The organism is uncultured Thiothrix sp. (assembly GCF_937873765.1).
Classification (GTDB): domain Bacteria; phylum Pseudomonadota; class Gammaproteobacteria; order Thiotrichales; family Thiotrichaceae; genus Thiolinea.
The window spans coordinates 12,149-37,222 of sequence record NZ_CALMZC010000054.1; the positions used below are offsets into that span (position 1 = coordinate 12,149).

General features: G+C 44.3%; 26 protein-coding genes and 1 pseudogene. 9 read left to right on the forward strand and 18 right to left on the reverse strand.

All coding sequences use genetic code 11. From position 1 onward, the window contains the following. Positions 1 to 118 precede the first annotated feature (118 nt). Complete coding sequence (gene icd, locus Q0307_RS15510) at positions 119 to 1,372, reverse strand: NADP-dependent isocitrate dehydrogenase (RefSeq protein ID WP_298661757.1); 1,254 nt, start codon at positions 1,370 to 1,372, stop codon at positions 119 to 121. Positions 1,373 to 1,521: 149 nt separating this feature from the next. Here icd and Q0307_RS15515 point away from each other — a divergent pair, with 149 nt between their 5' ends. The 3 genes from Q0307_RS15515 (at position 1,522) to hflD (ending at position 3,780) form a co-directional block, all read left to right on the forward strand. After that, positions 1,522 to 1,971 carry an NUDIX hydrolase gene (locus Q0307_RS15515; protein ID WP_298661760.1) on the forward strand — a complete coding sequence of 150 codons (450 nt, stop codon included), beginning with the start codon at positions 1,522 to 1,524 and terminating at the stop codon, positions 1,969 to 1,971. Further along, positions 1,968 to 3,065 carry a tRNA 2-thiouridine(34) synthase MnmA gene (mnmA, locus tag Q0307_RS15520; protein WP_298661764.1) on the forward strand — a complete coding sequence of 366 codons (1,098 nt, stop codon included), beginning with the start codon at positions 1,968 to 1,970 and terminating at the stop codon, positions 3,063 to 3,065. Before Q0307_RS15515 ends, mnmA begins: the two co-directional genes overlap by 4 nt. Before the next feature lie 67 nt (positions 3,066 to 3,132). After that, a complete protein-coding gene (gene hflD, locus Q0307_RS15525) occupies positions 3,133 to 3,780 on the forward strand; it encodes a high frequency lysogenization protein HflD (protein ID WP_298661766.1) in 648 nt (215 codons plus the stop codon). 119 nt (positions 3,781 to 3,899) lie between these two features. Here the strand turns inward: hflD and pyrF are convergent, their stop codons facing one another. From pyrF to Q0307_RS15575, 10 genes are all read right to left on the reverse strand, one after another. Further along, positions 3,900 to 4,589, reverse strand: coding sequence for an orotidine-5'-phosphate decarboxylase (gene pyrF, locus Q0307_RS15530; protein ID WP_298661768.1), 690 nt, complete (start codon positions 4,587 to 4,589; stop codon positions 3,900 to 3,902). Between the two features lie 21 nt (positions 4,590 to 4,610). Then, positions 4,611 to 5,750, reverse strand: coding sequence for a hypothetical protein (locus Q0307_RS15535; RefSeq protein ID WP_298661909.1), 1,140 nt, complete (start codon positions 5,748 to 5,750; stop codon positions 4,611 to 4,613). 68 nt (positions 5,751 to 5,818) lie between these two features. Then, on the reverse strand, positions 5,819 to 6,124 hold the full coding sequence (locus Q0307_RS15540; protein WP_298661770.1) for an integration host factor subunit beta: 306 nt from the start codon (positions 6,122 to 6,124) through the stop codon (positions 5,819 to 5,821). Between the two features lie 176 nt (positions 6,125 to 6,300). Continuing rightward, a complete protein-coding gene (rpsA, locus tag Q0307_RS15545) occupies positions 6,301 to 7,962 on the reverse strand; it encodes a 30S ribosomal protein S1 (protein ID WP_298661773.1) in 1,662 nt (553 codons plus the stop codon). Between the two features lie 115 nt (positions 7,963 to 8,077). Beyond that, complete coding sequence (cmk, locus tag Q0307_RS15550) at positions 8,078 to 8,731, reverse strand: (d)CMP kinase (protein WP_298661775.1); 654 nt, start codon at positions 8,729 to 8,731, stop codon at positions 8,078 to 8,080. Then, entirely contained in the window at positions 8,721 to 10,043 is a 1,323-nt protein-coding gene (aroA, locus tag Q0307_RS15555) for a 3-phosphoshikimate 1-carboxyvinyltransferase (protein WP_298661777.1), read from the reverse strand. The genes cmk and aroA overlap by 11 nt, the downstream gene beginning before the upstream one ends. 1 nt (position 10,044) lies before the next feature. Beyond that, a complete protein-coding gene (locus Q0307_RS15560) occupies positions 10,045 to 10,935 on the reverse strand; it encodes a prephenate dehydrogenase/arogenate dehydrogenase family protein (protein ID WP_298661779.1) in 891 nt (296 codons plus the stop codon). Then, the gene (hisC, locus tag Q0307_RS15565) at positions 10,932 to 12,062 is read right to left on the reverse strand and encodes a histidinol-phosphate transaminase (RefSeq protein WP_298661781.1); all 1,131 of its coding nucleotides are present in this window, start codon (positions 12,060 to 12,062) and stop codon (positions 10,932 to 10,934) included. The genes Q0307_RS15560 and hisC overlap by 4 nt, the downstream gene beginning before the upstream one ends. 99 nt (positions 12,063 to 12,161) lie before the next feature. Then, positions 12,162 to 13,046, reverse strand: a complete 885-nt coding sequence (purU, locus tag Q0307_RS15570; protein WP_298661783.1) for a formyltetrahydrofolate deformylase — start codon at positions 13,044 to 13,046, stop codon at positions 12,162 to 12,164. Between the two features lie 141 nt (positions 13,047 to 13,187). Further along, on the reverse strand, positions 13,188 to 13,772 hold the full coding sequence (locus Q0307_RS15575) for a hypothetical protein (protein ID WP_298661784.1): 585 nt from the start codon (positions 13,770 to 13,772) through the stop codon (positions 13,188 to 13,190). A gap of 171 nt (positions 13,773 to 13,943) precedes the next feature. Between Q0307_RS15575 and Q0307_RS15580 the strand changes: the two genes are divergently transcribed. Next, positions 13,944 to 14,888 (forward strand): sigma 54-interacting transcriptional regulator, encoded by a 945-nt coding sequence (locus Q0307_RS15580; RefSeq protein ID WP_298661785.1) that lies wholly within the window; start codon positions 13,944 to 13,946, stop codon positions 14,886 to 14,888. Here the strand turns inward: Q0307_RS15580 and Q0307_RS15585 are convergent, their stop codons facing one another. The 4 genes from Q0307_RS15585 to Q0307_RS15600 all read right to left on the reverse strand — a co-directional run bounded on the left by Q0307_RS15585 (position 14,889) and on the right by Q0307_RS15600 (position 18,529). Continuing rightward, positions 14,889 to 15,158, reverse strand: coding sequence for a DUF2282 domain-containing protein (locus Q0307_RS15585; RefSeq protein ID WP_298661786.1), 270 nt, complete (start codon positions 15,156 to 15,158; stop codon positions 14,889 to 14,891). Positions 15,159 to 15,238: 80 nt separating this feature from the next. Then, positions 15,239 to 16,432, reverse strand: a complete 1,194-nt coding sequence (locus Q0307_RS15590; RefSeq protein ID WP_298661787.1) for a hypothetical protein — start codon at positions 16,430 to 16,432, stop codon at positions 15,239 to 15,241. A gap of 7 nt (positions 16,433 to 16,439) precedes the next feature. Then, entirely contained in the window at positions 16,440 to 17,609 is a 1,170-nt protein-coding gene (locus Q0307_RS15595; protein WP_298661788.1) for a methanobactin export MATE transporter MbnM, read from the reverse strand. 11 nt (positions 17,610 to 17,620) lie between these two features. After that, entirely contained in the window at positions 17,621 to 18,529 is a 909-nt protein-coding gene (locus tag Q0307_RS15600; RefSeq protein ID WP_298661791.1) for an MbnP family copper-binding protein, read from the reverse strand. A 324-nt stretch (positions 18,530 to 18,853) separates the two neighbouring features. Here Q0307_RS15600 and Q0307_RS15605 point away from each other — a divergent pair, with 324 nt between their 5' ends. The 4 genes from Q0307_RS15605 to Q0307_RS15620 are packed head-to-tail and all read left to right on the forward strand — an operon-like array spanning position 18,854 to position 21,840. Further along, complete coding sequence (locus Q0307_RS15605; protein WP_298661793.1) at positions 18,854 to 19,564, forward strand: 4-carboxy-4-hydroxy-2-oxoadipate aldolase/oxaloacetate decarboxylase; 711 nt, start codon at positions 18,854 to 18,856, stop codon at positions 19,562 to 19,564. Continuing rightward, positions 19,561 to 20,607, forward strand: a complete 1,047-nt coding sequence (locus Q0307_RS15610) for an amidohydrolase family protein (RefSeq protein WP_298661795.1) — start codon at positions 19,561 to 19,563, stop codon at positions 20,605 to 20,607. The genes Q0307_RS15605 and Q0307_RS15610 overlap by 4 nt, the downstream gene beginning before the upstream one ends. Then, positions 20,604 to 21,002 carry a protocatechuate 4,5-dioxygenase subunit alpha gene (gene ligA, locus Q0307_RS15615; protein WP_298661797.1) on the forward strand — a complete coding sequence of 133 codons (399 nt, stop codon included), beginning with the start codon at positions 20,604 to 20,606 and terminating at the stop codon, positions 21,000 to 21,002. Before Q0307_RS15610 ends, ligA begins: the two co-directional genes overlap by 4 nt. Next, on the forward strand, positions 20,995 to 21,840 hold the full coding sequence (locus tag Q0307_RS15620) for a class III extradiol dioxygenase subunit beta (protein ID WP_298661798.1): 846 nt from the start codon (positions 20,995 to 20,997) through the stop codon (positions 21,838 to 21,840). Before ligA ends, Q0307_RS15620 begins: the two co-directional genes overlap by 8 nt. 56 nt (positions 21,841 to 21,896) lie before the next feature. Here the strand turns inward: Q0307_RS15620 and Q0307_RS15625 are convergent, their stop codons facing one another. Beyond that, positions 21,897 to 22,481 carry a hypothetical protein gene (locus tag Q0307_RS15625; protein ID WP_298661801.1) on the reverse strand — a complete coding sequence of 195 codons (585 nt, stop codon included), beginning with the start codon at positions 22,479 to 22,481 and terminating at the stop codon, positions 21,897 to 21,899. Between the two features lie 218 nt (positions 22,482 to 22,699). Between Q0307_RS15625 and Q0307_RS15630 the strand changes: the two genes are divergently transcribed. Then, positions 22,700 to 23,644 (forward strand): Gfo/Idh/MocA family oxidoreductase, encoded by a 945-nt coding sequence (locus tag Q0307_RS15630; RefSeq protein WP_298661802.1) that lies wholly within the window; start codon positions 22,700 to 22,702, stop codon positions 23,642 to 23,644. Between the two features lie 71 nt (positions 23,645 to 23,715). Here Q0307_RS15630 and Q0307_RS15635 read toward each other — a convergent pair whose 3' ends face one another. Both Q0307_RS15635 and Q0307_RS15640 read right to left on the reverse strand, forming a co-directional pair. Further along, positions 23,716 to 24,831, reverse strand: coding sequence for a DUF1176 domain-containing protein (locus tag Q0307_RS15635; protein WP_298661804.1), 1,116 nt, complete (start codon positions 24,829 to 24,831; stop codon positions 23,716 to 23,718). A 111-nt stretch (positions 24,832 to 24,942) separates the two neighbouring features. Continuing rightward, positions 24,943 to 25,059: pseudogene (locus Q0307_RS15640) on the reverse strand (IS1 family transposase); the annotation flags it as partial. Positions 25,060 to 25,074: the final 15 nt, after the last annotated feature.

The following is a 25,074-nucleotide window of genomic DNA, read 5'->3' on the forward strand; positions in this document are numbered from 1 at the left end:
TTATTGGGATGAAACTAAGAAAGTAAAGTGGAGTGGGGTAAATAGCGCGTCAACTACTAAAACTATAGCTGAATTGAAGTGAACAGTGCTAAAGACAAGCACTGTTCTATAGACAAACTTACATATGCTCGATGATATTATCACCAAATTCTGAACAACTGACTTCCTCAGCCGTATCAATCAAGCGTGCAAAATCAAAGGTAACGCGACCTGAAGCAATCGCACCTTCCACCCCTTTAACAACTAGATCTGCTGCATCAACCCAACCCATATGGCGGAGCATCATTTCTGCAGACAAAATAATAGAGCTAGGATTCACTTTATCTTGACCAGCAAAGGTAGGAGCGGTGCCGTGAGTTGCTTCAAACATCGCAATGGTATCTGACATATTCGCACCGGGCGCGATCCCAATTCCCCCCACCTGAGCCGCTAACGCATCAGAAATATAGTCACCATTTAAGTTCAAAGTAGCCACTACTGAATAATCTTCAGGGCGTAGTAGAATCTGTTGCAGGAAGTTGTCCGCAATGACGTCTTTAATGATGATTTCGTTGCCCGTTTTGGGGTTTTTAAAGGAGCACCAAGGGCCACCTTTAATCTCTACTGCACCAAACTCTTGTTTAGCCAGTTCATAAGCCCAAGTTTTAAATCCACCCTCAGTAAATTTCATGATATTACCTTTATGCACAATCGTCATTGAGGGCAAATCATTATCGATGGTGTATTGAATCGCTTTACGGACTAAACGCTTGGTTCCTTCGGAAGAGACAGGCTTAACTCCAATCCCTGAAGTTTCTGGGAAACGAATTTTAGTCACACCCATTTCTTTGATTAAGAAATTGATCACTTTTTTCGCTTCGGCAGAATCCGCGCTCCACTCAATCCCCGCATAGATATCTTCGGCATTTTCACGGAAGATCACCATGTTGGTTTTTTGTGGCTCACGTACAGGGCTAGGTGTACCTTCGTAATAGCGAACCGGGCGTAAGCACACATAAAGATCTAAATCTTGACGCAGTTTCACATTCAGGGAGCGGATACCGCCTCCGACTGGAGTGGTCAACGGTCCTTTAATAGACACGACGAAATCTTTAACCGCGTGGACGGTTTCTTCAGGCAACCAGACATCTTCGCCATAAACAGTATTGGCTTTTTCACCCGCGTAAATTTCCATCCATTGAATTTGGCGCTTGCCACCGTAAGCACGCTCAACCGCTGTATCGATGACCTTGATCATCACAGGGGTAATATCCATTCCAATACCATCCCCTTCAACGAAAGGAATGATCGGTTTGTCGGGAACATTGAGCGAAAAGTCGGGATTAGTAGTAATTTTTTGACCGCTAGTTGGCACCTTAACGTGTTTATACATTGGCTTAAAGTTCTCCTGAATTTATTTGATTTCTCAAGCGCGCGAATATTATAGAACAATCTCTGCGTGAAGGTGCAGCATTTCGCTGTGCCTTCACGGCTGAAAGCAGCTAGAATAAACCTATTCAGAAGATTGAGGAACCTAAAGCGATGGTTTGGAAACCACGAGTCGTTGTTGCGAGTGTTATTGAACAAGCAGGTCGATTTTTATTGGTCGAGGAGATCATTAATGGCGTGCAAGTCATCAACCAACCGGCCGGACACTTGGAGTATGGTGAAAGCTTAATTGAAGCTGTCAAGCGCGAAACGCTCGAAGAAACAGGCTATCGTTTTGAGCCAACTGCTTTACTAGGCATTTTGATGCTAAACTCGGAAGATCCTGAACGTGTCTATTTGCGTTTTACCTTCACAGGAGATTTATTGGAAAAGGTGTCTGATTATCAGACCGACCCGGATATTATTGCAACGCATTGGCTGAACCCTGCAGAAATTCAGTCGCACCCACGTTTGAGTCCACGTAGTGATCTAGTTTTCCAAGCAATTAATTTGTATCAAAGTGGTCAACGCTTGCCTTTAGACAGTTTAGTGTTCACTCGATGAAACAGCGCGTTATTGTTGGCTTGTCAGGGGGCGTTGACTCCTCAGTAGCAGCTTTATTGCTTTTGGAACAAGGCTATCAAGTGGAAGGCTTGTTCATGAAAAACTGGGAAGAGGACGATACTGATGAATACTGCTCAGCCACAGTTGATTTAGCGGATGCGCAATCAGTTGCTGACCAACTAGGAATTCGCCTTCATACGGTCAGTTTTGCTAGCGAGTATTGGGATTATGTATTCACCTATTTTTTACATGAATACCAAGCAGGGCGTACCCCGAATCCTGACATTATGTGCAATAAGGAAATTAAGTTTAAAGCGTTTCTCGATTTTGCCTTGAGTATGGGTGCAGACTTCATTGCTACAGGACATTATGCACGTATTCATCACTTGAAAGATGGGTCAACTCAAATGCTCAAAGGTGTGGATGACAATAAGGATCAAACTTACTTTCTTTATACTCTGCAACAAGTCCAACTGACGCATAGTTTATTTCCGATTGGGCATTTGCCTAAAAGCCGAGTACGGGAGCTTGCTGGGGAACAGGGTTTTAGCACGGCTCGCAAGAAAGACAGTACGGGTATTTGCTTCATTGGTGAACGGAAATTTAGGGATTTTCTCCAGCGTTTTCTTCCAGCTCAACCGGGCGCGATTGTGAGCGTTGATGGTACGGTTTTGGGTGAACATCATGGTCTGATGTATTACACCTTGGGGCAGCGTCAAGGTTTAGGTATTGGTGGACGCAAAGCCACCCCTGAAGCACCTTGGTTTGTGATCGCGAAAAATTTAGAGCAAAATGAATTAGTAGTTGCCCAAGGCAATAAAAATAACTTTTTGTTGAAATCTTTTTTAGTGACTTCACAACTACATTGGGTAGCAGGTTCAGCACCGGATCAAAGCTTTGAGTGCACGGCTAGAATCCGACATCGTCAACCTGTGCAGAAATGTTTAGTAGAGCTTAGTTCCTACGGCATTGCTAAAGTTTGCTTTGAACAAGCACAACGTGCAATCACTCCAGGACAATCCATTGTGTTTTATCAAGGTGAGGTTTGTCTCGGTGGTGGGATAATTGATGATATACAAACGCATTGTGCTTAGGTTTACTTGATCTTTTTCAAATTTAATTATATCTATCTTTTTTCATAGCAAACTCCAGATAAAAACTGTGCAAGCCAATAACAGAAATCGAACTTTCGCTCTCGCTGCTTTGTTTCAAAATGTTGAGGGTGTTAATCAAATTGCCACAACAGGCCAAGTGAATAATGAATTGTTAACCCAAGCTATTAATAGCTTATTGATAGAAAGCGCTAATGAGATCGAGGATCTTTATGGCGGGGTCACAGGTTTAAAAACTGGCCTAGAAGTCTTATTGCACCAATTAGGTGCAGGACGACTCACATCTGATGGCAAGCCCAAAAATCTTGAGGCTACACGTTATGCAGTCAATTTGCTGTATTTGGAAAAAAAATTAAGTAATAATCAGACTACCTTCCGGACTGTGTTGCAGGGCATTGAATCAGCCCAACAACAATTAGAGTTCTTCTCTCTTATCCACCCTAATATGATCGCACGTTTGGCTGAACTATATACTCAAACCATCAGCAAGATAGGCCCGCGTATTATCATTAAAGGTGAACAACAGCATTTATCTAATCCAGACAATGCAGCCAAAATTCGTGTTTTACTGTTTGCAGGTATTCGTGCCGCCTTATTGTGGAGGCAAGCAGGTGGAGATCGCTGGAAGCTATTATTCTCACGTGGCAAATTGCAGGCAGAAGCTCAACAGTTGTTAAAAACAGCTAAGTCTTGGTAATTTTTTGGACTTTTTTTGGTTATAAAGAATTTTTATTATTAAAATTTTACATAACATAAAATATAAGAATTAAATAAAACAAGGAACTAAGAGGTTGAAAAATGCTATTTTGATGATAACTAGGTCAAATCTTGGTTAATAGCCGCAATAATTGCCAACGGATCTTTGGCTCGTGTGATTGGCCTACCAACTACTACATAGTCGATGCCTAACTGGCGAGCTGCTAACGGTGTGACTACACGGCTTTGATCATCCTGCTGACTACCCAGTGGACGAATGCCTGGAGTGACCAACAAAAAATCAGAACCACAAGCTTGCTTTAGAATCGGTGCTTCTTGAGCAGAGCATACTATACCATCTAAACCACATTGTTTGGTTAGCACGGCCAAATGACTGACTTGCTCAACTGGTGACTGGATAATATTAATCTTTTCTAATTGCGCTTTGTCCATTGAAGTTAGTACGGTTACAGCAATCAATTTGGGTGGCTGTTGAAAACCTGCTAAAGCATCACGAGCCGCCAGCATCATTTGATCACCACCCGCAGCGTGTACATTGACCATCCAAACCCCAAGATCAGCAGCAGACTTACAAGCAGCAGCCACTGTATTAGGGATATCGTGAAATTTTAAATCCAGAAAAACATCAAAACCTTGAGTCACTAGCTGGCGCACAAAGTTAGGTCCTGCTGCTACAAATAATTCAAAGCCTACTTTCAATTTACAATCGTTTGGAGATAACTGCTTGACTAAACTGATTGCTGGCTCAGCAGCAGGAAAATCTAAAGCAATAATTAATCGATTAGTCACAACAGACTCCCTAATTTAAATTTATTGACTCTGTACCGAGTCCCAATGATGGCAGGCTGGACAACGCCAAACATATTCATGGAGCTTATAGCCACAATTAGCACACTGAAAACGTGGTAATGTGTTCGCTAAGCGACCTAAAGCTAGACTTAATTCGCTTAAGGCAGCTTTAGTATCAGATTCAGAGCTTAGATAACGTGCAGAACAGGCGAGTGTCTGTACATTACCTAACTCATGTTGTAAATGCTGATGTATCACAGGTAATAAACTACTACCCTGCCCCACTTCTTGCGCGATTGCCGTTAACGCAGGCAGCATTTTTACATCTGGATTACGGCGGTATTCGCTATTAATCACTTCATACAACTGTTGTAACTCAATAGGCTGGGTGAATACTGTTAGTAAACGCTTAACCAACGAGCTTAATAAACGCTGGTCATACATTAAAGCTTGGCGAAAATACTTTAAAGCCGCTGAACGTTCACCACGTGCTAAAGCTAACTCAGCGAATAAAGTTTGTACCCGCACTGATTGTGGATAAATACTTAGAGCTTTTTTTAGTTTTTCGTCCACTTGGAATAATTGATTCTTGGCTAGTAATTCTTCTACCTGCTCACAAAGATAGTGAGCCATTAAACGGATGCGCTCAGTTTTATCAATGACTGAGCATTCGGTTAAAATAAAAGCTTTTTCCCACTCACGAAGCTGCTCATAAATTCGCCGGAGTGGTATACAAGCTGCAGTATTTTTTGGATAGGTTTTAATCAATTCATTAAAAACACTTTCAGCGCGATCTAATAAACCGGCTGCAAAAAAATCCTCACCCAAAGCTAGCATTGCTACTTGACGTTGATTATTAGTTAAATCAGGACGAGCTACTAAATGCTGATGTAAACGTAGCGCACGATTCACTTCACCACGATTACGAAACATTTTCCCTAAAACTAGAAAGGTCTCTGCAGTTTGAGCATCTAAACTAGGTGCTTCTAGAAAAACATCTAAAGCCTTGTCAGGCTCTTCATTCAATAGAAAATTGATACCTTGAACCAAGCGCGTAGAAACTTCAGTAGTTGCAGTTTGGTTGGAGCGATTCTTTTTATAAGCGGTACGCCAACCAGAATAGAACGCTAAGGGCAGTAAAAGAAATAAGATCTCTAGCATATTAGGCAAGAAAGGAGGCTAAAAAGCCTCCTAGGGAGTAAAGAAAATTAAAACTTACTAAAAAAAAATCAATCTTGAATAACATAGTATTGCCGTGAGCTATTCACACGCTCACGTAATTCCTTACCCGGCTTAAAATGTGGCACAAACTTTGGTGGTAAACTAACTTGATCACCTGTTTTTGGATTACGCCCTTTACGGGCAGTCCGATGATGCAATGAGAAACTACCAAACCCACGAATTTCAATTCGCCCACCTGATGATAAAGTTTCACTCATCGACTCTAATAATAACTTAATCGATAGCTCAACATCCTTACTACTCAGATGACTTTGTTTACGGGTTAGAATATCAATGATTTCAGACTTGGTCATCCGTTACGCTCCTGAAGCTTATTTATCTGAATTTGAGTTTTGTGATTCTAGCGGGGAACGGAGGTAATTGCACTGGTATTAAAGTCAATTTAACAATTACCTCTCATCTGGAATAAAGGCCATCCTTGGCCAAAGTGATTTTATTCCATTTTAAGGAGCAGAAAGATTAATTATTATTAATCACTCATTTGCTCTTTAAAGATATCGCCCAATGAAGTGGAAGCAGAACCCTTGGTGTACTCCTTCATGGTACGAGCTTCCTCTTCATTCTCTCTTGCTTTAATGGACAGGTTAATCGCACGAGTTTTGCGATCAACACCCATAAATTTAGCTTCGATTTCATCGCCTTCATTTAATAAAGTACGCGCATCTTCTACACGATCACGTGATAATTCAGAAGCCCGTAAAATACCTTCGATGCCATCGCCTAAATCAATGCGTGCTGATTTAGCAGTCACCTCGACCACTTTACCTTTAACAAAGCTACCTTTGGCATGAGCAGCAACAAAATTAGAGAATGGATCTTGCTCCATTTGTTTGATGCCCAGAGAAATACGCTCACGTTCTGGATCAACTGCTAGAACAACCGCTTCTACTTCGTCACCTTTCTTATAGTTGCGTACTGCTTCTTCGCCCGGAGCATTCCAAGAAATGTCAGACAGATGCACTAAACCATCAATACCACCATCTAAACCGATGAAGATACCGAAGTCAGTGATTGACTTGATCTTGCCAGATACTTTGTCGCCTTTATTGTGTGAAGTCGCAAATTCATCCCAAGGATTAGCTTGGCACTGCTTCATACCTAAAGAAATACGCCGACGATCAGCATCGATGTCAAGAATCATTACTTCAACTTCGTCACCCAAGGTTACTACTTTAGCTGGGTTAACGTTTTTGTTTGTCCAATCCATTTCAGAGACGTGGACTAAGCCTTCAACGCCATCTTCAATCTCAACGAAACAGCCGTAATCAGTTAAGTTGCTAACTTTACCGAACAGACGAGTTTCGCGTGGATAACGACGCACTAAATCTTGCCATGGATCTTCGCCTAATTGCTTCAGACCCAAAGAAACACGGTTTTTGTCTTTGTCGAACTTAAGAACCTTAACTTCGATCTCATCACCAATATTAACCACTTCAGAAGGATGCTTAACACGCTTCCAAGCCATATCCGTAATGTGTAACAGACCATCAATACCACCCAAGTCAAGGAAGGCACCATAGTCAGTGAGGTTTTTAACCACGCCTTTAACTGCTTGACCTTCTTGGAGATTATCCAATAAGGCTTCACGTTCTGCACTGTACTCCTCTTCAACTACAGCACGGCGAGAAACGACCACATTATTGCGTTTCTGATCCAATTTGATTAGTTTGAATTCCAACTCTTTGCCTTCTAAATAGGCTGTATCACGTACTGGACGCACATCGACTAAAGAGCCTGGTAAGAATGCACGGATATCGCTTAACTCAACCGTGAAGCCACCTTTAACTTTGCCAGTGATGATACCTGTAACGATTTCATCATTTTTGAAGGCTTCGTCAAGGATTTCCCAAGCACGCATGCGACGCGCTTTTTCGCGAGATAAACGCGTCTCACCAAAACCATCTTCAACTGTGTCTAGGGCAACCTCAACTAAGTCACCTACTTGAACAGTAATTTCACCACGTTCGTTTTTGAACTGCTCAGCCGGAATAACCCCTTCCGACTTTAGGCCAGCGCTGACAATAATGAAATCAGGGCGTACATCAATAACCGTCGCGTTAACCAAGGAGCCGGGTTTCATCTGGGTGTAAGATAGGCTCTCTTCAAACAGTTCTGCAAAACTTTCAGTCATGAATCAATTTACCTGTAGATTTAAAATGTTCACCATAACATCCTGTTACGATGGGCAAAAATAAAAAGCCCGGACAATCCTTGTCTGGGCCTCTGCATAATTTTCCAGCGCTTGTCTATTGATTCTGCAAAATCAAGTGCAACACTTGTTTTGGACTTAGCTGACTGCTGTCAATCAGTAATGCATCAGCGGCTGGACGCAAGGGTGCTATGGAGCGATTACTATCGCGTTCATCACGCTCTTTAATCTCTTCAATAAGGGCGGCAATACTAGCATAAATTCCTTGTTCGCTCAACTGCTTAAGCCGCCTTTCAGCACGGATCTCCGGGCTTGCTGTTAAAAAAACCTTAAGTTTGGCGTCAGGAAAAACGACTGTTCCCATATCGCGCCCATCCGCCACTAAACCAGGTAATTGCCGAAATGCTCGCTGACGATCCATTAAAGCAGCACGCACGGCTGGCAAGGTTGAAATACGCGAAGTCGCGTCAGCGGCTTCAGGGGTACGAATCGCTAAACTCACATCCTGCCCATTGCGCCAGACTTTGCCCTTTTCAAAACGCATTTCTAAATTTTGAATCAAGGTAACTAGAGAATCTGCATCATCAAGAGCAAGTTTCGCCTCTAAGGCCGCCTGCGCCGCGACTCGATAAATAGCACCACTATCTAATAACTGCCAGCCCAAGTGTTGTGCCAGCATGGTCGCAATCGTACCCTTACCAGAACCTGCGGGGCCATCAATCGTAATAACAGGTGCTTGCTTATTCTCCATCTGTACTGATTCCTAAACCGGCGCCATAAGCTAATTGCACAAAGCCCGGAAATGATGTATTCACCGTTGCACAATCATTAATCAGCATAGAGCTACTAGCACGCAAACCTGCGATTGAAAATGACATCGCAATCCGATGATCATTATGGCTAGTAATTGTGCCCCCAGTCAGCTTGCCACCTTGAATAATAATCCCATCAGCAGTAGGTCGAGCATCAATCCCACAAGCGACTAAACCATCCGCCATCACCTGAATACGATCACTTTCTTTTACCCGTAACTCTTCAGCACCAGTTAATACGGTCTCGCCTTCAGCACAGGATGCAGCCACAAATAGCACTGGAAACTCATCAATCGCGAGCGGCACTAACGCTTCAGGAATACGAATTCCTTTTAGCTTAGCTGAACGTACCCGAATATCTGCAACTGGCTCACCACCCACTTCACGCGGATTCAGTAGCTCTAAATTCGCGCCCATTAAACGCAAAATATCAATCACACCGGTACGTGTTGGGTTCATACCCACATGCTCAATGATTAAATCTGAGCCTTCAGCAATACTCGCCCCCACCATGAAAAAGGCTGCTGAGGAAATATCTGAAGGCACATCAATCGCCATCGCAGTGAGCTTGCCGCCGCCTGTTAGGCTAATATGATTGCCTTCGGTTTTAACGGTATAGCCAAACCCACGTAGCATGCGCTCTGTGTGATCACGCGTCGGTGCAGGCTCAGTCACAGAAGTTTCACCTTCTGCATATAAACCCGCTAATAACAGCGCTGATTTAACCTGTGCACTCGCCATCGGCATCTCATAGTGAATCCCTGTTAACTGGCTACTCCCATGCACTACTAACGGTGGAGTGCCTTGTTCGGTGGCATCAATACGTGCGCCCATTTGCGCTAAAGGCACAGTCACACGCTTCATTGGACGCTTCGATAAGGAGCTATCCCCTGTCATTCGCACATCAAAAGCTTGACCACTCATCAGACCGGACATTAAGCGCATGGAAGTCCCTGAATTCCCCATATCTAAGTCAGTATTAGGTGCTTTTAAACCATGTAAACCCACGCCGTGAATGGTCACTTTGCCCTCCTCACTCGGCCCTTCAATCTGCACCCCCATATTGCGAAAAGCTTGTAAGGTACAAAGACAATCCTCGCCTTGTAGGAAACCGCTGACCTGAGTTATTCCCTCCGCTAAAGAGCCTAGCATAATCGAGCGATGTGAAATCGATTTATCTCCAGGCACACGAATTCGTCCAATAAGCTTGCCACCGGGTTGCACAATAAAACGAAGATTTTGCTGACTCACGTTAATGTTGTCCTGCTGATTTAGGGGGTTCAAAACGAGCTATATAGTTATCACGGGCTTGTTTAGCCTTGGTCATACGCTGATGTAGGGCATCGCCATTCTGTTCACGAATTAATGCAGCGAACTCGCCAAGATTCGTTTGTAAAGCTTGAATCATATCGAGAATAGCGTGGTCGTTATACAGACAGATATCCCGCCACATGACAGGATCACTGGAAGCAATACGGGTGAAATCACGGAAACCGCCCGCTGCATAACGCAAAATATCTTCCTGCTGCGGCATATTGAGCAGAGTATCGACCAAAGAAAAGGCTAACACATGCGGTAAATGACTTGTAGCCGCTAATACTTGATCATGCAGCACGACTGGCATTTGCTCCACCAATGCGCCAGTTACCTCCCACATGCCTGCAACGATGGCTAAAGCTTGGCGATCAGTTTGTTCAGTAGGCGTTAAAATCACCCGGCGCCCTTGGTAGAGATCAGCTACTGCTGCCTCTACACCACTTTTCTCCCGACCTGCGACCGGATGACCGGGTATAAATTGTTGGTAATCAGCCCCCATGATAGCCGTCACTTGATCAACAATCGAAGCTTTCGTACTCCCCGCATCAGTGAGAATACAAGTCGGTGGCAAAGCCTCTTTAATTTGCTCCAACACTGCAGGCATCGCGCCCATCGGCACTGCTAACAGAACAATATCTGCATCCCGCACAGCGGCTTTAGCATCTAAGCTAAAACTATCAATGGCACCTAAATCAACGGCTTTTTGCAATTGTTCAGCATTACGCCCACAACCGACAATTTGCTGGCAGTAATTGGCTTGGCGCAAAGCTAAACCTAACGAACCACCAATCAACCCTACCCCAAAAATCACTAATTTATTAATCACGCCACCAGCACCTTTTTCAATGCAGTGATACAGCGTTGATTTTGTGCTTCAGTGCCAATCGTAATGCGCAGATGCTGCGGCAAACCATAACCAGCAATCGGGCGAACAATCACACCTTCCCGCAATAAAGCCTCATAAATCGCTACTGCCGGACGCTTTAAATGTAGCGTGATGAAATTACCGACTGTTGGAATATAATCCCAGTTTTCTTCAGCACAAGCGGCAAACCATTGTTGTAAACCGGCACTATTCACCGCTTTACTTTGCTCTAAAAATGCATCATCGTTTAAAGCAGCCGTTGCAGCGGCTAAAGCTAAAGAGTTGACATTAAACGGCTGGCGCACGCGATTTAAAATATCCGCAATTTCCGCGCTAGAAGCAGCGAAACCGACACGCAATCCCGCTAAACCATAAATTTTGGAAAAGGTACGAGTGACAATTAAATTGGGGAATTGCTCCAACCATGCCAAAGCATCGGGAAACTCAGGATCTTCCACATACTCTGTATAAGCTTCATCAATCACCACAATCACTTGCTGTGGCACTTGCTGTAAGAAATTGAGTAATTCCTCCTTACCTAACCACGTACCAGTCGGATTATTCGGATTCGCAATAAACACCAACTGCGTCGTAGCAGAGATTTTTTCTAATAGGTTCTGCAGATTATGTCCATAGGGCATGTCGGCATGTTCGGGGGGATTCGCTTTAGCAATATATAATTCCGCGCCGGCGGCTTGTGTCACAATCGGATAAACCGCAAAAGCAAATTCCGACATCACTGCCGAACGTCCTTGCGCTAGAAAAGCTCGCGCAATCAACTCCAAAACATCATTGGAGCCATTACCCAAAGTAATTTGCTTAGCCTGTAAACCCAGCTTATTGGCAATCGCTTCTTTTAACAGATAACCACTACCATCCGGATACAATTCCAAAGCTTTTAAAGGACGCGTTAAAGCGGCCAAAGCTTTAGGACTTGTACCTAGAGGATTTTCATTCGATGCCAATTTCAGAATATTGGTGATACCTAATTCACGTTCTAATTCTTCGATAGGTTTGCCGGGCTGATAAGGCGATAAAGCCTGCACACCTGCTAAAGCAAGGCTTTGATAATTAACTGTTGATGGCATGATGCTCGCGCTCTGCATTGATTAGGCCAGCATTCAATCATATTAAAAGCGACTTTGCCAGACTCAAACCCTACTGGCAAAGCGCTAAGAAGAAGGATTTTATTTAAAAACGACCGTTTTATTCCCATCTAAGAACACACGATGCTCTACATGTAATTTGACCGCTTTAGACAATGCAATTGTTTCAGTATCGCGCCCAACAGCGACCAAAGCATCCGGCGAATAAGAATGATCAACGACTTGCACAGCTTGTTCAATGATCGGGCCTTCATCCAAATCAGCGGTGACGTAGTGCGCCGTTGCGCCAATCAGCTTGACCCCACGCTCATAGGCTTGGTGATAAGGCTTCGCACCCTTGAAACCGGGCAAGAAAGAATGGTGAATATTGATGGCACGTCCCCGCAATTGGCTACACAAACTATCTGAAAGAATTTGCATGTAGCGTGCTAAGACCACTAACTCCGTGCCTGTTTCTTCAACAATTTCCATTAAGCGGAGTTCTTGCTCACGCTTATTTTCTTTAGTCACCGGTAAATAGATAAAGCGTAACCCCTCACGCTCTGCCATCGGGCGTAAATCCCGATGATTAGAGATCACGGCTGTAATCTCCATCGGCAATTCACCTTTATGATGACGATAGAGTAGATCATCAAAACAATGGTCAAATTTACTCACCATGATTAGAACTTTAACAGGGGTATCAGCATTATGAATCGACCACTCAATGCCGAAGCGTTCAGCCACTGGAATTAAGGCTTCACGAATATCATCAAGGGTACTCGTACCGACTTGCACTTGAGCATGAGCACGCATAAAGAACCGACCACTTTCGCGATCATCAAACTGTGACATCTCATTCAAATAACAGCCCTTCTCAAATAGAACTGAAGTCACTGCCGCGACAATACCGCGAGCAGCTACGCAACTCGCACGAAAAATAAAGGAAGTCCCGGCGGTGTCTGGCTGTTTTTTATCAATACTCATGCTCTGATAACTCTGCTGTTGTGCTGTGATTCAACTTAGTTTTACTAACATTGACTGACTAGTCAATCAATATTTATAGCTTCTGCCCATCCTGTAGCAGCCTAGCTAGTTCTCAATCTAGCGCAAACTAAACTTAAGGCTTCACTGCATTTTTTTAAAATCAATGCCTTCAGCATAAGCTTTCATATCCTCAACACTCACTTGCTCACCTTTTACCGTCACCATGTATTTATTCGCCACCGCAAACTGATAATCACCCGATTTTGTTGCTGCATCATAAGTGGAAATCACTTTTTGCCCAGCAATTTTCTCTAACTTTCCGCCTGAAGAGCTAGCAAACATGGGATTACTAAATAAAGTCATTAAGCCTTGCAACATCGGTGAATCGGTGACGATTTGCACACTGACTGAACTTTTATCCTTGGTATAGCGCTTTTCCACCGTAATCCCACCGCCAAACATCGCCGCACCCACTGCAGTTGACTCTGCTTTTTCAGCCATCCAACCCGATAACGGCTGTGGCAGCAAACTCTCTAAGCCTTGCGCTTTGGCTTGTTGCATCAGTTGCACCGCATAATTAAGACTTTCTAAGGCTTTAGCCGTATCACCTTTAGCATAGGCATCGCTGGCCTCTTGGATAGAATCTGTCACATCATCGGCTTGCACAGAAATAATAGCAGTCGCCAAACTCAAGACAACCACGGCTATTAATTGGCTTTTTAACATAGTAAGCTCCTCGCATAGCTTATTGATTCTTAATGAACGCTGATGAATTTACTGGTATCTCTAAGCATAATCTGTCAGTTTCAGACTTGCTTCAACTAATTCCAGACTAAGCCAATTTATGCTATAAGCCATTACACTTAATCCACATAGACCTTAAGGCTTTATTGCACTATGTATTTCGATGCCATTCTGACCCGTTCCGCCACCATGCAAGCCACCTTGTGTGCTGCACGCTTAGTGTCTAGTACTCAAGTCACTGTATTAATTACTGGTGAATCCGGCACAGGTAAAGAATTAGTCGCTCAAGCCATTCACTACAGCAGCTCCCATAAAACTCAACCCTTCATTACCGTGAATTGTGCCGCTTTACCTGAAACCCTCGCCGAATCTTTATTGTTTGGCCATCGTAAAGGTAGCTTCACAGGTGCTGAGCAAGCACAAATTGGACTGATTGCCGCTGCTGAAGGCGGGACTTTATTTTTAGACGAAATCGGTGAGTTACCGCTCACGCTACAAGCCAAGTTATTACGCTTTCTTGAATCGGGTGAAATTCTACCCTTAGGTGAAGTACGCGCCCGTAAAGTAGCTGTACGTGTTATAGCAGCTACTCATCGCAATCTTGAGCAAGCAAGCCGTGAAGGCAAGTTTCGCGGCGACTTATTCTATCGCTTGAACGTGATGCCGATTGAGCTACTACCTTTACGTGAGCGACCTGAAGATATTGAAGTTTTAAGTCAGCATTTTTTACGGCATTTTGCTGAGCTGCATCGTTTAGCTAAAACCAATTTAGCACGCGATGCGTTAAAAACTTTGCAGCGTTATCTTTGGCCGGGCAATGTACGTGAGTTGAAAAATACTTGTGAACGTTTAAGCATTTTGCTCGCTGGACAAGTTGTTAATTCAGCCAATTTGCCTGCACAATTTCAAGCTAATACACCAAGCAACTTAAGCTCGTTTGTGCTGCCCGCTGAAGGTGTGAATCTAGAAGCACTGGAACGTGACTTACTCCAACAGGCCTTGGATAAGGCTCAGCACAATAAAACTCAAGCAGCCCGGCTGTTAGGGATTAGCCGTGATGCTTTAAATTATCGCTTAAAGAAATATTGGCCAGTTTGATCATTCGTTATCTTTAAGTACGCGCCCGCCCACGATTTTCTCGCAAGTACCTTTAGGTACATTGATCCATTCCTCAGGGTCATTATCCACTTTTGCCTTGCCACCACAGGCATGCTCGTGCGCACTGCAATCATTCATCCCTGCTTTCACAATCCCTGCACAACGCTCAGTTTCAGTATCATAAGTTTCTTTGTGCGCACTCGCTCCACCTGCTGTCAGCAATAAGGCACTCGTTACAGCGGCTGCCATCCAATAATGCTTGTCTTTCATTAAATTCATCTCTAAACATTAAAAAAGGCGGCTAACTCAGGTTTTGGTTTCGGTTGAGGTAAGTTAACCGCCTAGAAAACTTAGTATTCATGTAAAAGCTGCTGCCACACCAAGCCCACACTAAAACGTTCATCAGCTTGAGCTAGGGTGTCGTCTTGGGTATAAGCAGCTCGCCAGAGCAGATTTTTATTAGCTTGCCACGCTAATTGCAAAGTTTGCCGCTGAGGTTGCGCAGTATTCAGTAGATTGGCATCCTGTGCTAGCACTGCTGCACCCGCGCCAATTAATCGATTATCCAGTGATAATTTTTCAAAGCGATAGCTTAGATTCCAAGCGCCATATTGCAAATTAGGTGTGAGCGTATAACCTAAATGCTTGGCTTGATATGCTGCCTGATAATTAGTTTCGCTTAACTCACCCTCCGCTTTCGCTTGCACCGCCTCATAATCAAAACCAGCTTGGAGAGTTTCACTTAAAGGCAAGGAGCTTGTGAGCCATAATCCCATTAATGCACTCTTACCAGTGAACCGCACATCTGGCGGAGTAAAGCTACTACTGCTATGGGAGTGACCCGTCTGATAACGCTCATCACCTCGTTGTACGGCTTGAGCCTGCAAACCCCAAATACCTGCTTTTAGCTTCAACTCTTGTAACTGCTGTTCGGTTTGTGCAAATAAAACCTGTGCACCTTCACCCTTGGATGCTGGAAAGAAATCGCCATCATGCAATTCCACCCCAAACTTAAGCTGTGGGTGCGCCTGCCAATCCAAACGCAAACCTAGATCATGAATACTGCCCCCCCAAAAAGCCTCAGCTAATAAACTAGTTTCTACAAACTGGCGTTCTGAAGGATGACTTGACGCATTAGGCGAAAACCTAGCGTCCATTAAACCAGCCGCTAAGTTCAGCTTTTCAAACTTTGCTGGCTGATAATCTAAATATAAATTTTCGAGACTAAGTTCTGTATGACCTGCATGTGTCCCCACAGCTGCATACACCGCACTATTCGGCTGCCACTGATAACGCGCCCATAAATGGGCGTCGTCTACTTGTGCACCTTTTGCATTCGGTAAAGCTTCCCCACCCATTAATAAACCGGGAATACGCCATAAACCATGCACATCGGTCGCTTGTGCAGAATAGGCTGTTGCACTAAACATGGCTCCAATCTGCAATTGAGCAGTTGGCTCTAACTCAAGATTATCATGAGTTTCGCCTGAATGAGCCAGTAAACCAGCCGGCCAAAGTAAACTGCTTAAGATTAATCGACGCATAATAAGGTCACTCTGCCCAAGGATTCGCAAAGCGCGGATTATTAATAAAGCTGTCATCAGTTAAGCTTTCTAAAAACTCGCGTAAATCAGCAATTTCTTGCTCGCTTAGGTCAAATGGGCGCACAAAGCCACTTTTATAAGGATTAGCACGACCATCACCTGCATTCACAGCAGTAGTAATATGACGCCCACCACGCATATAGTGGCGAATGACTGCATCCAAACTCTCAATACTGCCGTCATGCATATAAGGCGCGGTTAAAGCGATATTGCGCAAAGTGGGGGGGCGAAAACGCCCCATATCCTCAGGCTTGCCGGTAATTTCAAAAATTCCTTCACCTCCATCCGGATACTTACCCTTCCCATCAAGGTTATACAGGCCATTATTGAAAAACTCAGTATCCGCAAAGCTTTGACTACGATCAAAAGAAGATAGAGTAAAATTCATCCCACCATGACAATGAAAGCACTCAGTTTTCTCATTAAAAAACAAATTCATCCCGCGCTTCGCTGCCTGCGTAATCGCAAACTGATTTCCAGCCTCATATTGATCAAATGGACTATTGAAACTATTTAAACCGCGCTCAAAACTAGCTAGAGCCTTGGCGATATTCGCAAAATGTATCGGCTGAGTCTCATTCGGAAAAGCAGCTTTAAACATACGTTGATAGCGTGGCTCAGCTTGTAAACGGGCTAAAACTTGTGCCTGATTACTATCATTCACGCCCATTTCTACTGGAAATTCATTAAATAAAGGAATAGGAGCTTGTTGCTCCAAGGTAACGGTGGTGGGATTGCCCCAATTAACACTCGCGTTATAGGCAATATTTACCAACGCTTGGGCACTGCGTGGATGCTTTTGCCCCGTTGCACCGATGGCTTGGGCTAAACCATCGGTGAACGCAAGCTCTTGACGATGACAGGAGGCACAGGAGAAGTTGGCTGGTCCTGATAAACGTTGGTCATAAAACAGGTGACGTCCTAACTGAAATTTTTCCTCAGAGATTGGATTATCCGCATGCACAACTGGCAAAGGATAATTCGCTGGAATATTCCAGTTGAAACTGCGGTCATTATCTAAGCCACCGGTATTTATCAGGGTTTGGCTATCTTGCTCGACACAAGCACTCGTCATTATCGTAATAATCCCTATAGCCAACCAGCCTCTGCTATTCATTATTCTGCCTCTTAGTTCGCTACACTAAATACTTTTTGCAAACCAGTCGCAGTATGTGCACCATGATTCATACCTAAATTATCAAAAATATTCATACACTCAATATCGGTTCCACCAGACATACATCCCGGAGGCATTACTGCATCCGTATTAAGATTGTTGCTAGCCATTAACTTCGCATAATCAAGCACAATCTTACTGGTGGTTAAATTAGTAACTTTAAAATCAGTTGAAAGCGTAATAGTGGGACGATTCGGGGCGGCACAACTGACCACAGCACCGGTAGTGGGATCGCCTGTACAGTTGGTAGAACCTAAATGGAAGTAATATGAGTTGGAGACATTAGCCCCGCCCAAAGCATAGTCTAATTGCACCTTATTGCTAGGATTTACATCCAAGCGCATAAATTTATGCCCAGACTGCCATGACCAAGCCATACCTGAACGATTATAAGGTGCTATTGCAATACTAGCATTATGATGATTCACGGCTGCAGGTACGCCCACTTTGAATTCAATTCCTACAATATCCGCCGAACTCACATTATTCACACTGGCATAAACGACTTTATTGGTAGGTTTAGCAGCACCATTACAAGAATCGGTTTTATCTTGGAAGTCTAAAAGGGCTACACCATACTCAGAATCTTGGAAATCATTTTTTTCCAAACTTGCGCTAACGATTTTGCCGCTGGTAGTTTTAAATTTAATATCATGAATATAGAAAGCAAAATCAGCAATTGTGCCTTTGTCGGCACTCAGGCCTAAATTAGTCAACTGTTTACCGCAAGCAATCTCGGTAGCGCCCGACTTAGCTTGGAAAGGAATCGTCAGATTCGTAACTTGATTGTCATCCCCGCCCCCACAAGCGGCTAACATCAGGGCACAAACTAAAGGGCTGAAAGCATAGATTTTTTGCATGAGCCGATACTCTTAACTTAAAAACAGCAGAGTATTAGCAAGTCACATGCCAATTATTCTTTTGAATTATTTCAATTATTTATATATAAACAGTCTTAAAAATATAAGTGATTTCACCTAGCAACTGTGTGAAATCACACAGTTTATGCTATCGATTTCTACAAACTGCTAATGCCATCCTCTCGTCGCCCTAAAGTATTCGCCCCAGAGTTAGACTTAGCAAGATACTCAAAAAATACAAAAACACCCTCGTTTTATCCATGCCTTTCTGCTGAAAAAGTACCTACACTAGTCGACATATAATGAGTTCTCTTAGGAGGAGACATGATCACTCACACCGTTCAAGGCGTTGCGGTTAAACATATTGACCGTGCTGACTCTACTATTATCGAGGGTCTTGCTAAACTCGGCGCTGCGACCGTGCACGAAGCCCAAGGCCGAATCGGTAATCTCAATCCGAACCTTCGCCCGATTTACTCTGGTGCGAGCATTGCGGGTAGTGCGGTGACCGTACTCGCGCAGCCCGGCGATAACTGGATGATTCACGTCGCGATTGAGCTATGCCAACCCGGTGATATTTTAGTCGTGGGTACAACCACCCCCTGCACCGATGGTTATTTTGGTGATCTGCTTGCCACTTCGGCACAAGCGCGTGGCGTGCGTGGATTGATTATTGATGCGGGTGTGCGTGATGTGCGTGATTTGACTGCAATGAATTTTCCGGTCTGGTCAAAAGCCATTTCGATTAAAGGCACAGTGAAAAACACCTTAGGTTCAGTGAATGTACCGATTCTCTGTGGTGGTCAGCATATTATGCCCGGTGATGTGATCGTCGCAGATGATGATGGTGTTTGTGTCGTACCACGTTTGACAGCTACCAAAACCTTAGCCTCTGCGCAAAAACGCGCAGCTTTTGAAGGCGAAAAACGCGCTAAACTCGCCTCCGGTATTTTAGGTTTGGATATGTATAACATGCGCCCTGGCTTAGAGGCAGCAGGGTTTAAATATGTGGAGCGCTTGGAGGATTTAGCATGAGTAAACCTTTAATCATTGACTGCCACGGTCACTATACGACCGCACCGGATGAGTTAGGCGATTATCGAGAGCAGCAGAAAAAAGATGTGAAAACCGACCCGCTGTTTGAGCATGTCAAAGGAGTCATCCATATTAGCGACGATCAGATTCGTGATAGCCTCGAAGGTGCACAGCTTAAATTGCAACGTGAACGGGGAACTGATGCCGCGATTTTCTCGCCACGCGCTAGTTGGATGGGGCATCACATTGGCAATCAATCCACGAGTCAATATTGGACGGAGCATTGCAATGATCTGATTTATCGCATTACCCAGCTCTATCCACAAAACTTTATTGGTGCGGCACAGCTCCCACAATCCCCCAAGGCAGATATGAAAGCCAGTGCACAAGAATTAGAGCGCTGTGTGACAGAACTGGGTTTTGTGGGTTGTAATTTAAGCCCTGATCCTTCCGGTGGACATTGGACAGCACCCCGTTTAGACGATCCTTATTGGTATCCGATTTACGAGAAAATGTGTGAATTGGATGTGCCTGCAATGATTCATGTGAGTGCCTCTTGTCACCAGTGCTTTGATACCACGGGTTCGCATTATTTGGGTGCAGACACGACCGCTTTCCAACATTACATGATGGCGAAAACCCTATTTAAAGACTTCCCGAATCTGAAACTAATTATTCCGCATGGCGGCGGTGCAGTCCCTTATCACTGGGGGCGTTTCCGGGGCTTGGCCGATATGATGAAACTACCACCTTTGCATGAGATTATTAAAGATCACATTTATTTTGATACCTGCGTTTATCATCAAGAAGGCATTGATTTACTGCTTGAAGTCGTACCCACCGACAATATTCTATTTGCCTCCGAAATGATTGGTGCAGTACGCGGGATTGACCCACAAACCGGACATTATTTCGATGACACCAAACGCTATATCGACAGCAGTAAATTAAGTGAAGCAGACAAACTTAAAGTGTTTGAGTTAAATACGCGCCACGTATTCCCACGCTTAGATGCACGTTTAAAAGAGGTCGGTTTACTATGACACGCCTAGCGAAACCCTATGATGATATTCCGGGAACTACTATTTTTGATCCTGAGATGGCGTTTAAAGGCTATTACCTGAATCAGTTTGCCATTTCCTTGATGAAGGCAGAAAACCGCGAAAAATTCAAAGCAAACGAACGCGCCTACTTAGATGAGTGGGACATGACCGAAGAACAAAAACAGGCGGTATTAGCACGTGATTACAATTGGATGATGCGCCTCGGTGGTAATGTTTATTTCCTCGCCAAAATCTTCTCCACGGATGGTTTAAGTTTCCAAGTGGCAGCCGCTTCTATGACAGGTATGACGCAGGAAGACTACGCACAAATGATGCTCGATGGTGGGCGCAAACCCGAAGGTAATCGGTATAAACAGGAGCAAGATAATGGCTAGAATTACTGCGGGTGTGGCAAGCTCTCATGTGCCAGCGATTGGTGCGGCGATTGATTTAGGCAAAACCGACCAGCCTTATTGGCAACCGGTGTTTAAGGATTATGAGTTCGTTAAAGAATGGATTAAAAATGAAAAGCCAGACGTGATTTTTCTGGTGTATAACGATCACGCTAGCGCGTTTGATATGAACTTTATCCCGACGTTTGCAATTGGTTGTGCACCGGAATTTAAACCCGCCGATGAAGGTTGGGGAGCGCGTCCCGTACCAACGGTGAAAGGTCATCCACAACTGGCCGCCCACATTACCCAGAGTCTGATTCAAGATAATTTTGACCTGACCGTCATCCACAAAATGGACGTGGATCATGGTTTGACCGTGCCGCTGTCTTTGGTGTTTGGGCAAGTGGAGGAATGGCCATGCTTAATTATTCCGTTTGCGGTAAATGTAGTGCTCTACCCGCCTCCGTCTGGGCAACGCTGTTACGATTTAGGCAAAGCTTTGCGCAAAGCGGTTGAAAGCTTTCCGGAAGATTTGAATGTGCAAGTCTGGGGCACGGGTGGTATGAGCCATCAACTACAAGGCCCCCGCGCAGGGTTAATCAATCAAGCATTCGACAATGACTTCTTAGATCGGATTGTGGATAAGGCTGACGAATTAGCCACAATCCCACATATTGATTATGTGCGTGAAGCCGGTTCGGAAGGCATTGAATTGGTCATGTGGCTGATTATGCGCGGTGCTTTGAATGATAAAGTGGAGTTGAAACACCGTTTTTACCATGTACCCGCCTCGAATACAGCGGTGGGGCATTTAGTGTTGGAGAATAAGAGCATTTAGCTTTTCTTCCACAGAACTAGAGGTTTCTAACAAAGCAGAGACCTCTAATCAATTATTTACTCAATAATGATAGCCTTAAACCAGCGGGCGTCAGGCTCCATCTCTCCACGGTTTTCCTTGCCAAACGGAGGGGTAGAGAGGTCACTGGGGGGTGCTGCAATTTCGTTTAAATCCACCGCTTTTGGCAGCCCCACCAGTGCGTTGTCCTGTACTTGCAGCTCATAGTAGACCCCATTCCACAGTTTTGCCCCGTATTCAGAGGGGGTTTTGTAAAGGAAAAGGAGGTTATGCTCCAACCATGTAAGATCATCAGGCTTTATTTTGGTAGGGTACTGATACGGATACGGCACATAACAACTAATTTCTTTGGCAGCAGGCAGACATTTAAACTCGCGCATAGAAAGAAAGTGATCCGTGAACACTTGGGTTGTCAGGGCAAGTTTAAAAGCCACACCTTCTGCTTCTGGCCTGAACTCAACCGTTCCAATCGGTGTTTTTGTATCGTCAGCACCGACCACCACAATCGACTTGACACCATTAAACTCAAAAGCAACCACCTGACTCGGCAGACACACCATTGCAGTAAAACTCAGTGCTGCAACTAGGTAGCGGACTTTAAGCGAAGCAAGCAAGTGACGCATAGATAAAGACCTGATGAGTAAAGAACTTAACAACTGAGTGAAGCTTTCTGTATAGCACAGTAGGCAAATGCTAAGCAAACAACTGCATCCTCTTCCGCTTTTGTACTTTTTCCACAAAAAACTACCCAATTTCCTCATTCCCATGCTGCCCCCTAGCTTCTAGCTATCTGACTAGTACAATCAAGCAGCATAGAAGGATGCAAGTCTTAGGAGTGAGTATGAAACTAGTAATGATTGGCGAAGGGGCGTTTGGGCATAAACATTTGGACGCACTGAAAAATATACCCGATGTGGAGGTCGCAGCACTTGTCGGGGGTGTAGCAGAAAGTACTCAAGCCACTGCGGAAAAATATGCAATCCCCTTCTGGACTTTGAATCTGGACGAAGCGCTGAGTCAACCCGAGATTGCAGCCGCGATTATCACCTCCCCCACGCCCATTCATGCTAAACAAGCGCTGCAAGTAATGAACACAGGCAAGCATGTCATGATTGAAATTCCGATGGCGGATACGCTCGCGGATGCGGAGGCGATTTGCGCTAAACAACAAGAAACCGGCTTAGTCGCCATGGCAGGCCATACCCGCCGCTTTAATCCGAGCCATCAATGGATTCACCAAAAAATCAGCGTGGGTGAACTGAAAATCCAGCAAATGGATGTGCAAACTTATTTCTTCCGCCGCCAAAATCTCAATGCTTTAGGCCAGCCCCGCTCATGGACGGATCATCTCTTATGGCATCATGCTTGCCATACCGTCGATCTATTCGCCTACCAAACCGGCGAGAAAATCGTCCAAGTACAAGCCCTGCAAGGCCCGAAACATCCTGAGTTGGGGATTGCGATGGATATGAGTATTGGCCTGAAGTCCGAATCTGGGGCGATTTGTACTTTATCGCTATCCTTCAATAATAATGGCCCACTCGGCTCGTTTTTCCGCTATATCTGTGATAAAGGTACTTATATCGCCCGTTATGATGATTTAGTGGATGGCTATGAAAACCCCATTGATGTGAGCCATGTCGATGTATCCATGAATGGCATTGAACTGCAAGATCGTGAGTTTATTGCCGCGATTCGGGAAAAACGCGAGCCGAACGCAAGTGTGCAACAGGCTTTAGCCGCGATGCAGATCTTGCATCTGTTGGAAGAGCAATTGGAAAACTAATGACTGCTTGGCTCTTAAGCCGCTTTTTCTAGAGGCGGCTTAGCGTATGACGAGTCAATCCTGAGCTTCTATTAGTTTTCAGGTTGCTTCACATTTAACTGCCAAACATTCATTGAATTGAGGCTTCCTCGGCATTCTGGCATGCTGTAATAGCTGCTTAGTACAAAGCTTTTACCATTCCAGACCCATTCTGCAGTACTACCACAATCACCCATTTCACTTTTACTATAATAATTAAGCAGTATACCTTCACTAGCACTATAGCCATTAAATTCACCTGTAATGATTGAGTCATCGGCGCCTTGGTCGAATTTCGCTAATTCTGCTTGCTCAGGATTAGTTTTAGGGGCTACCAACACTAGAGTTTGCCGATTTAGCTCATCTATGACACAGGTAATCCCAAAGATATAATGATCTTTATCCAGAATCTCAATCACATCCTCAGCCGCTTGTTCTGGATGAGTTTTAGCTAAACAGTCTTTCGCTAGAGGCAATTGGCGAACTTGATCTTGTAGCTTAGCACGCTCATCATCAGCAATAACTTCATCATCATTCGAGATTACCGGTGTAAGGCTTTCAACTTGCGGTGGGGTAGCCGTGAAAGCTTGCTGCCCTTTCTTCACTAAAGCCGTGGAGGTATCAACCCGTTGTTGTTGCTCATCAAAATACTGCAAACCTGCGTTCATACCTTGCAAATTGATCGCTAGCGTTTCCTCACCTACTTTCAGTTCGGCTTGCGTCGCTTTCTGTAAGGCCGCCAAAAGCTCTGGTATGGTCTTACTGTCTATTTCAAATGAAGAATTTTCAGCAACCTCAGCGCTCACCTTACCTAGCTCAAACGTTTGTTGATCAATCTTCAAGCTAAGACTCTGCCCTTGCTCTAAGCTACCCTCTTCCTCAGCCCAGTCATTTATGGTTAAGACCACCGGACTATCAGCGGATGCTTTACGGCTAAAACCTAAATACAAGGACTGAACATCTGCGACTTCTTCTGCATTGTCTGTGCTAGCTGCTGCTGGCTGTTCTGACTTGGGCGGCAGAGAATCCATAAAACATTCACGCTGATTATTACAAGCCACTGACCAATCATTAAAATACTTAACTTGTTGATCTAGTTTTGAAAAATCAGCGAAACTCAATTGACTTAAAACTACTAGGACACTGACATATAAATATTTAATTTTCATTCTTACTGATCCAACTGATTACTAAAAAATTGCTTAGACGCTTCTTAGTAGTTTAGCTTGTGAATTTATTAGTGAGTGTTGTATACGCTTTTAATTACTGGCTATAGACGATCATGCATTAGAAGAGTTGCAGAATATGCGCTTAATAAATTCACCGCTCACCTTATATTGAGTCTCAATAGACTTCGAAAAACACAAGGTTTTGCGGGCTAAGCGTTTAAGATGGGTAAAAAATTCCGTGAC

Bases quoted from the DNA above. Each gene is read 5' to 3' on its own strand.
- icd (WP_298661757.1), bottom strand. From the start codon at position 1,372: ATGTATAAACACGTTAAGGTGCCAACTAGCGGTCAAAAAATTACTACT.
- Q0307_RS15515 (WP_298661760.1), top strand. From the start codon at position 1,522: ATGGTTTGGAAACCACGAGTCGTTGTTGCGAGTGTTATTGAACAAGCA.
- mnmA (WP_298661764.1), top strand. From the start codon at position 1,968: ATGAAACAGCGCGTTATTGTTGGCTTGTCAGGGGGCGTTGACTCCTCA.
- Q0307_RS15535 (WP_298661909.1), bottom strand. From the start codon at position 5,750: ATGCTAGAGATCTTATTTCTTTTACTGCCCTTAGCGTTCTATTCTGGT.
- Q0307_RS15540 (WP_298661770.1), bottom strand. From the start codon at position 6,124: ATGACCAAGTCTGAAATCATTGATATTCTAACCCGTAAACAAAGTCAT.
- rpsA (WP_298661773.1), bottom strand. From the start codon at position 7,962: ATGACTGAAAGTTTTGCAGAACTGTTTGAAGAGAGCCTATCTTACACC.
- cmk (WP_298661775.1), bottom strand. From the start codon at position 8,731: ATGGAGAATAAGCAAGCACCTGTTATTACGATTGATGGCCCCGCAGGT.
- hisC (WP_298661781.1), bottom strand. From the start codon at position 12,062: ATGCCATCAACAGTTAATTATCAAAGCCTTGCTTTAGCAGGTGTGCAG.
- purU (WP_298661783.1), bottom strand. From the start codon at position 13,046: ATGAGTATTGATAAAAAACAGCCAGACACCGCCGGGACTTCCTTTATT.
- Q0307_RS15575 (WP_298661784.1), bottom strand. From the start codon at position 13,772: ATGTTAAAAAGCCAATTAATAGCCGTGGTTGTCTTGAGTTTGGCGACT.
- Q0307_RS15580 (WP_298661785.1), top strand. From the start codon at position 13,944: ATGTATTTCGATGCCATTCTGACCCGTTCCGCCACCATGCAAGCCACC.
- Q0307_RS15585 (WP_298661786.1), bottom strand. From the start codon at position 15,158: ATGAAAGACAAGCATTATTGGATGGCAGCCGCTGTAACGAGTGCCTTA.
- Q0307_RS15590 (WP_298661787.1), bottom strand. From the start codon at position 16,432: ATGCGTCGATTAATCTTAAGCAGTTTACTTTGGCCGGCTGGTTTACTG.
- Q0307_RS15595 (WP_298661788.1), bottom strand. From the start codon at position 17,609: ATGAATAGCAGAGGCTGGTTGGCTATAGGGATTATTACGATAATGACG.
- Q0307_RS15600 (WP_298661791.1), bottom strand. From the start codon at position 18,529: ATGCAAAAAATCTATGCTTTCAGCCCTTTAGTTTGTGCCCTGATGTTA.
- Q0307_RS15605 (WP_298661793.1), top strand. From the start codon at position 18,854: ATGATCACTCACACCGTTCAAGGCGTTGCGGTTAAACATATTGACCGT.
- Q0307_RS15610 (WP_298661795.1), top strand. From the start codon at position 19,561: ATGAGTAAACCTTTAATCATTGACTGCCACGGTCACTATACGACCGCA.
- ligA (WP_298661797.1), top strand. From the start codon at position 20,604: ATGACACGCCTAGCGAAACCCTATGATGATATTCCGGGAACTACTATT.
- Q0307_RS15620 (WP_298661798.1), top strand. From the start codon at position 20,995: ATGGCTAGAATTACTGCGGGTGTGGCAAGCTCTCATGTGCCAGCGATT.
- Q0307_RS15625 (WP_298661801.1), bottom strand. From the start codon at position 22,481: ATGCGTCACTTGCTTGCTTCGCTTAAAGTCCGCTACCTAGTTGCAGCA.
- Q0307_RS15630 (WP_298661802.1), top strand. From the start codon at position 22,700: ATGAAACTAGTAATGATTGGCGAAGGGGCGTTTGGGCATAAACATTTG.
- Q0307_RS15635 (WP_298661804.1), bottom strand. From the start codon at position 24,831: ATGAAAATTAAATATTTATATGTCAGTGTCCTAGTAGTTTTAAGTCAA.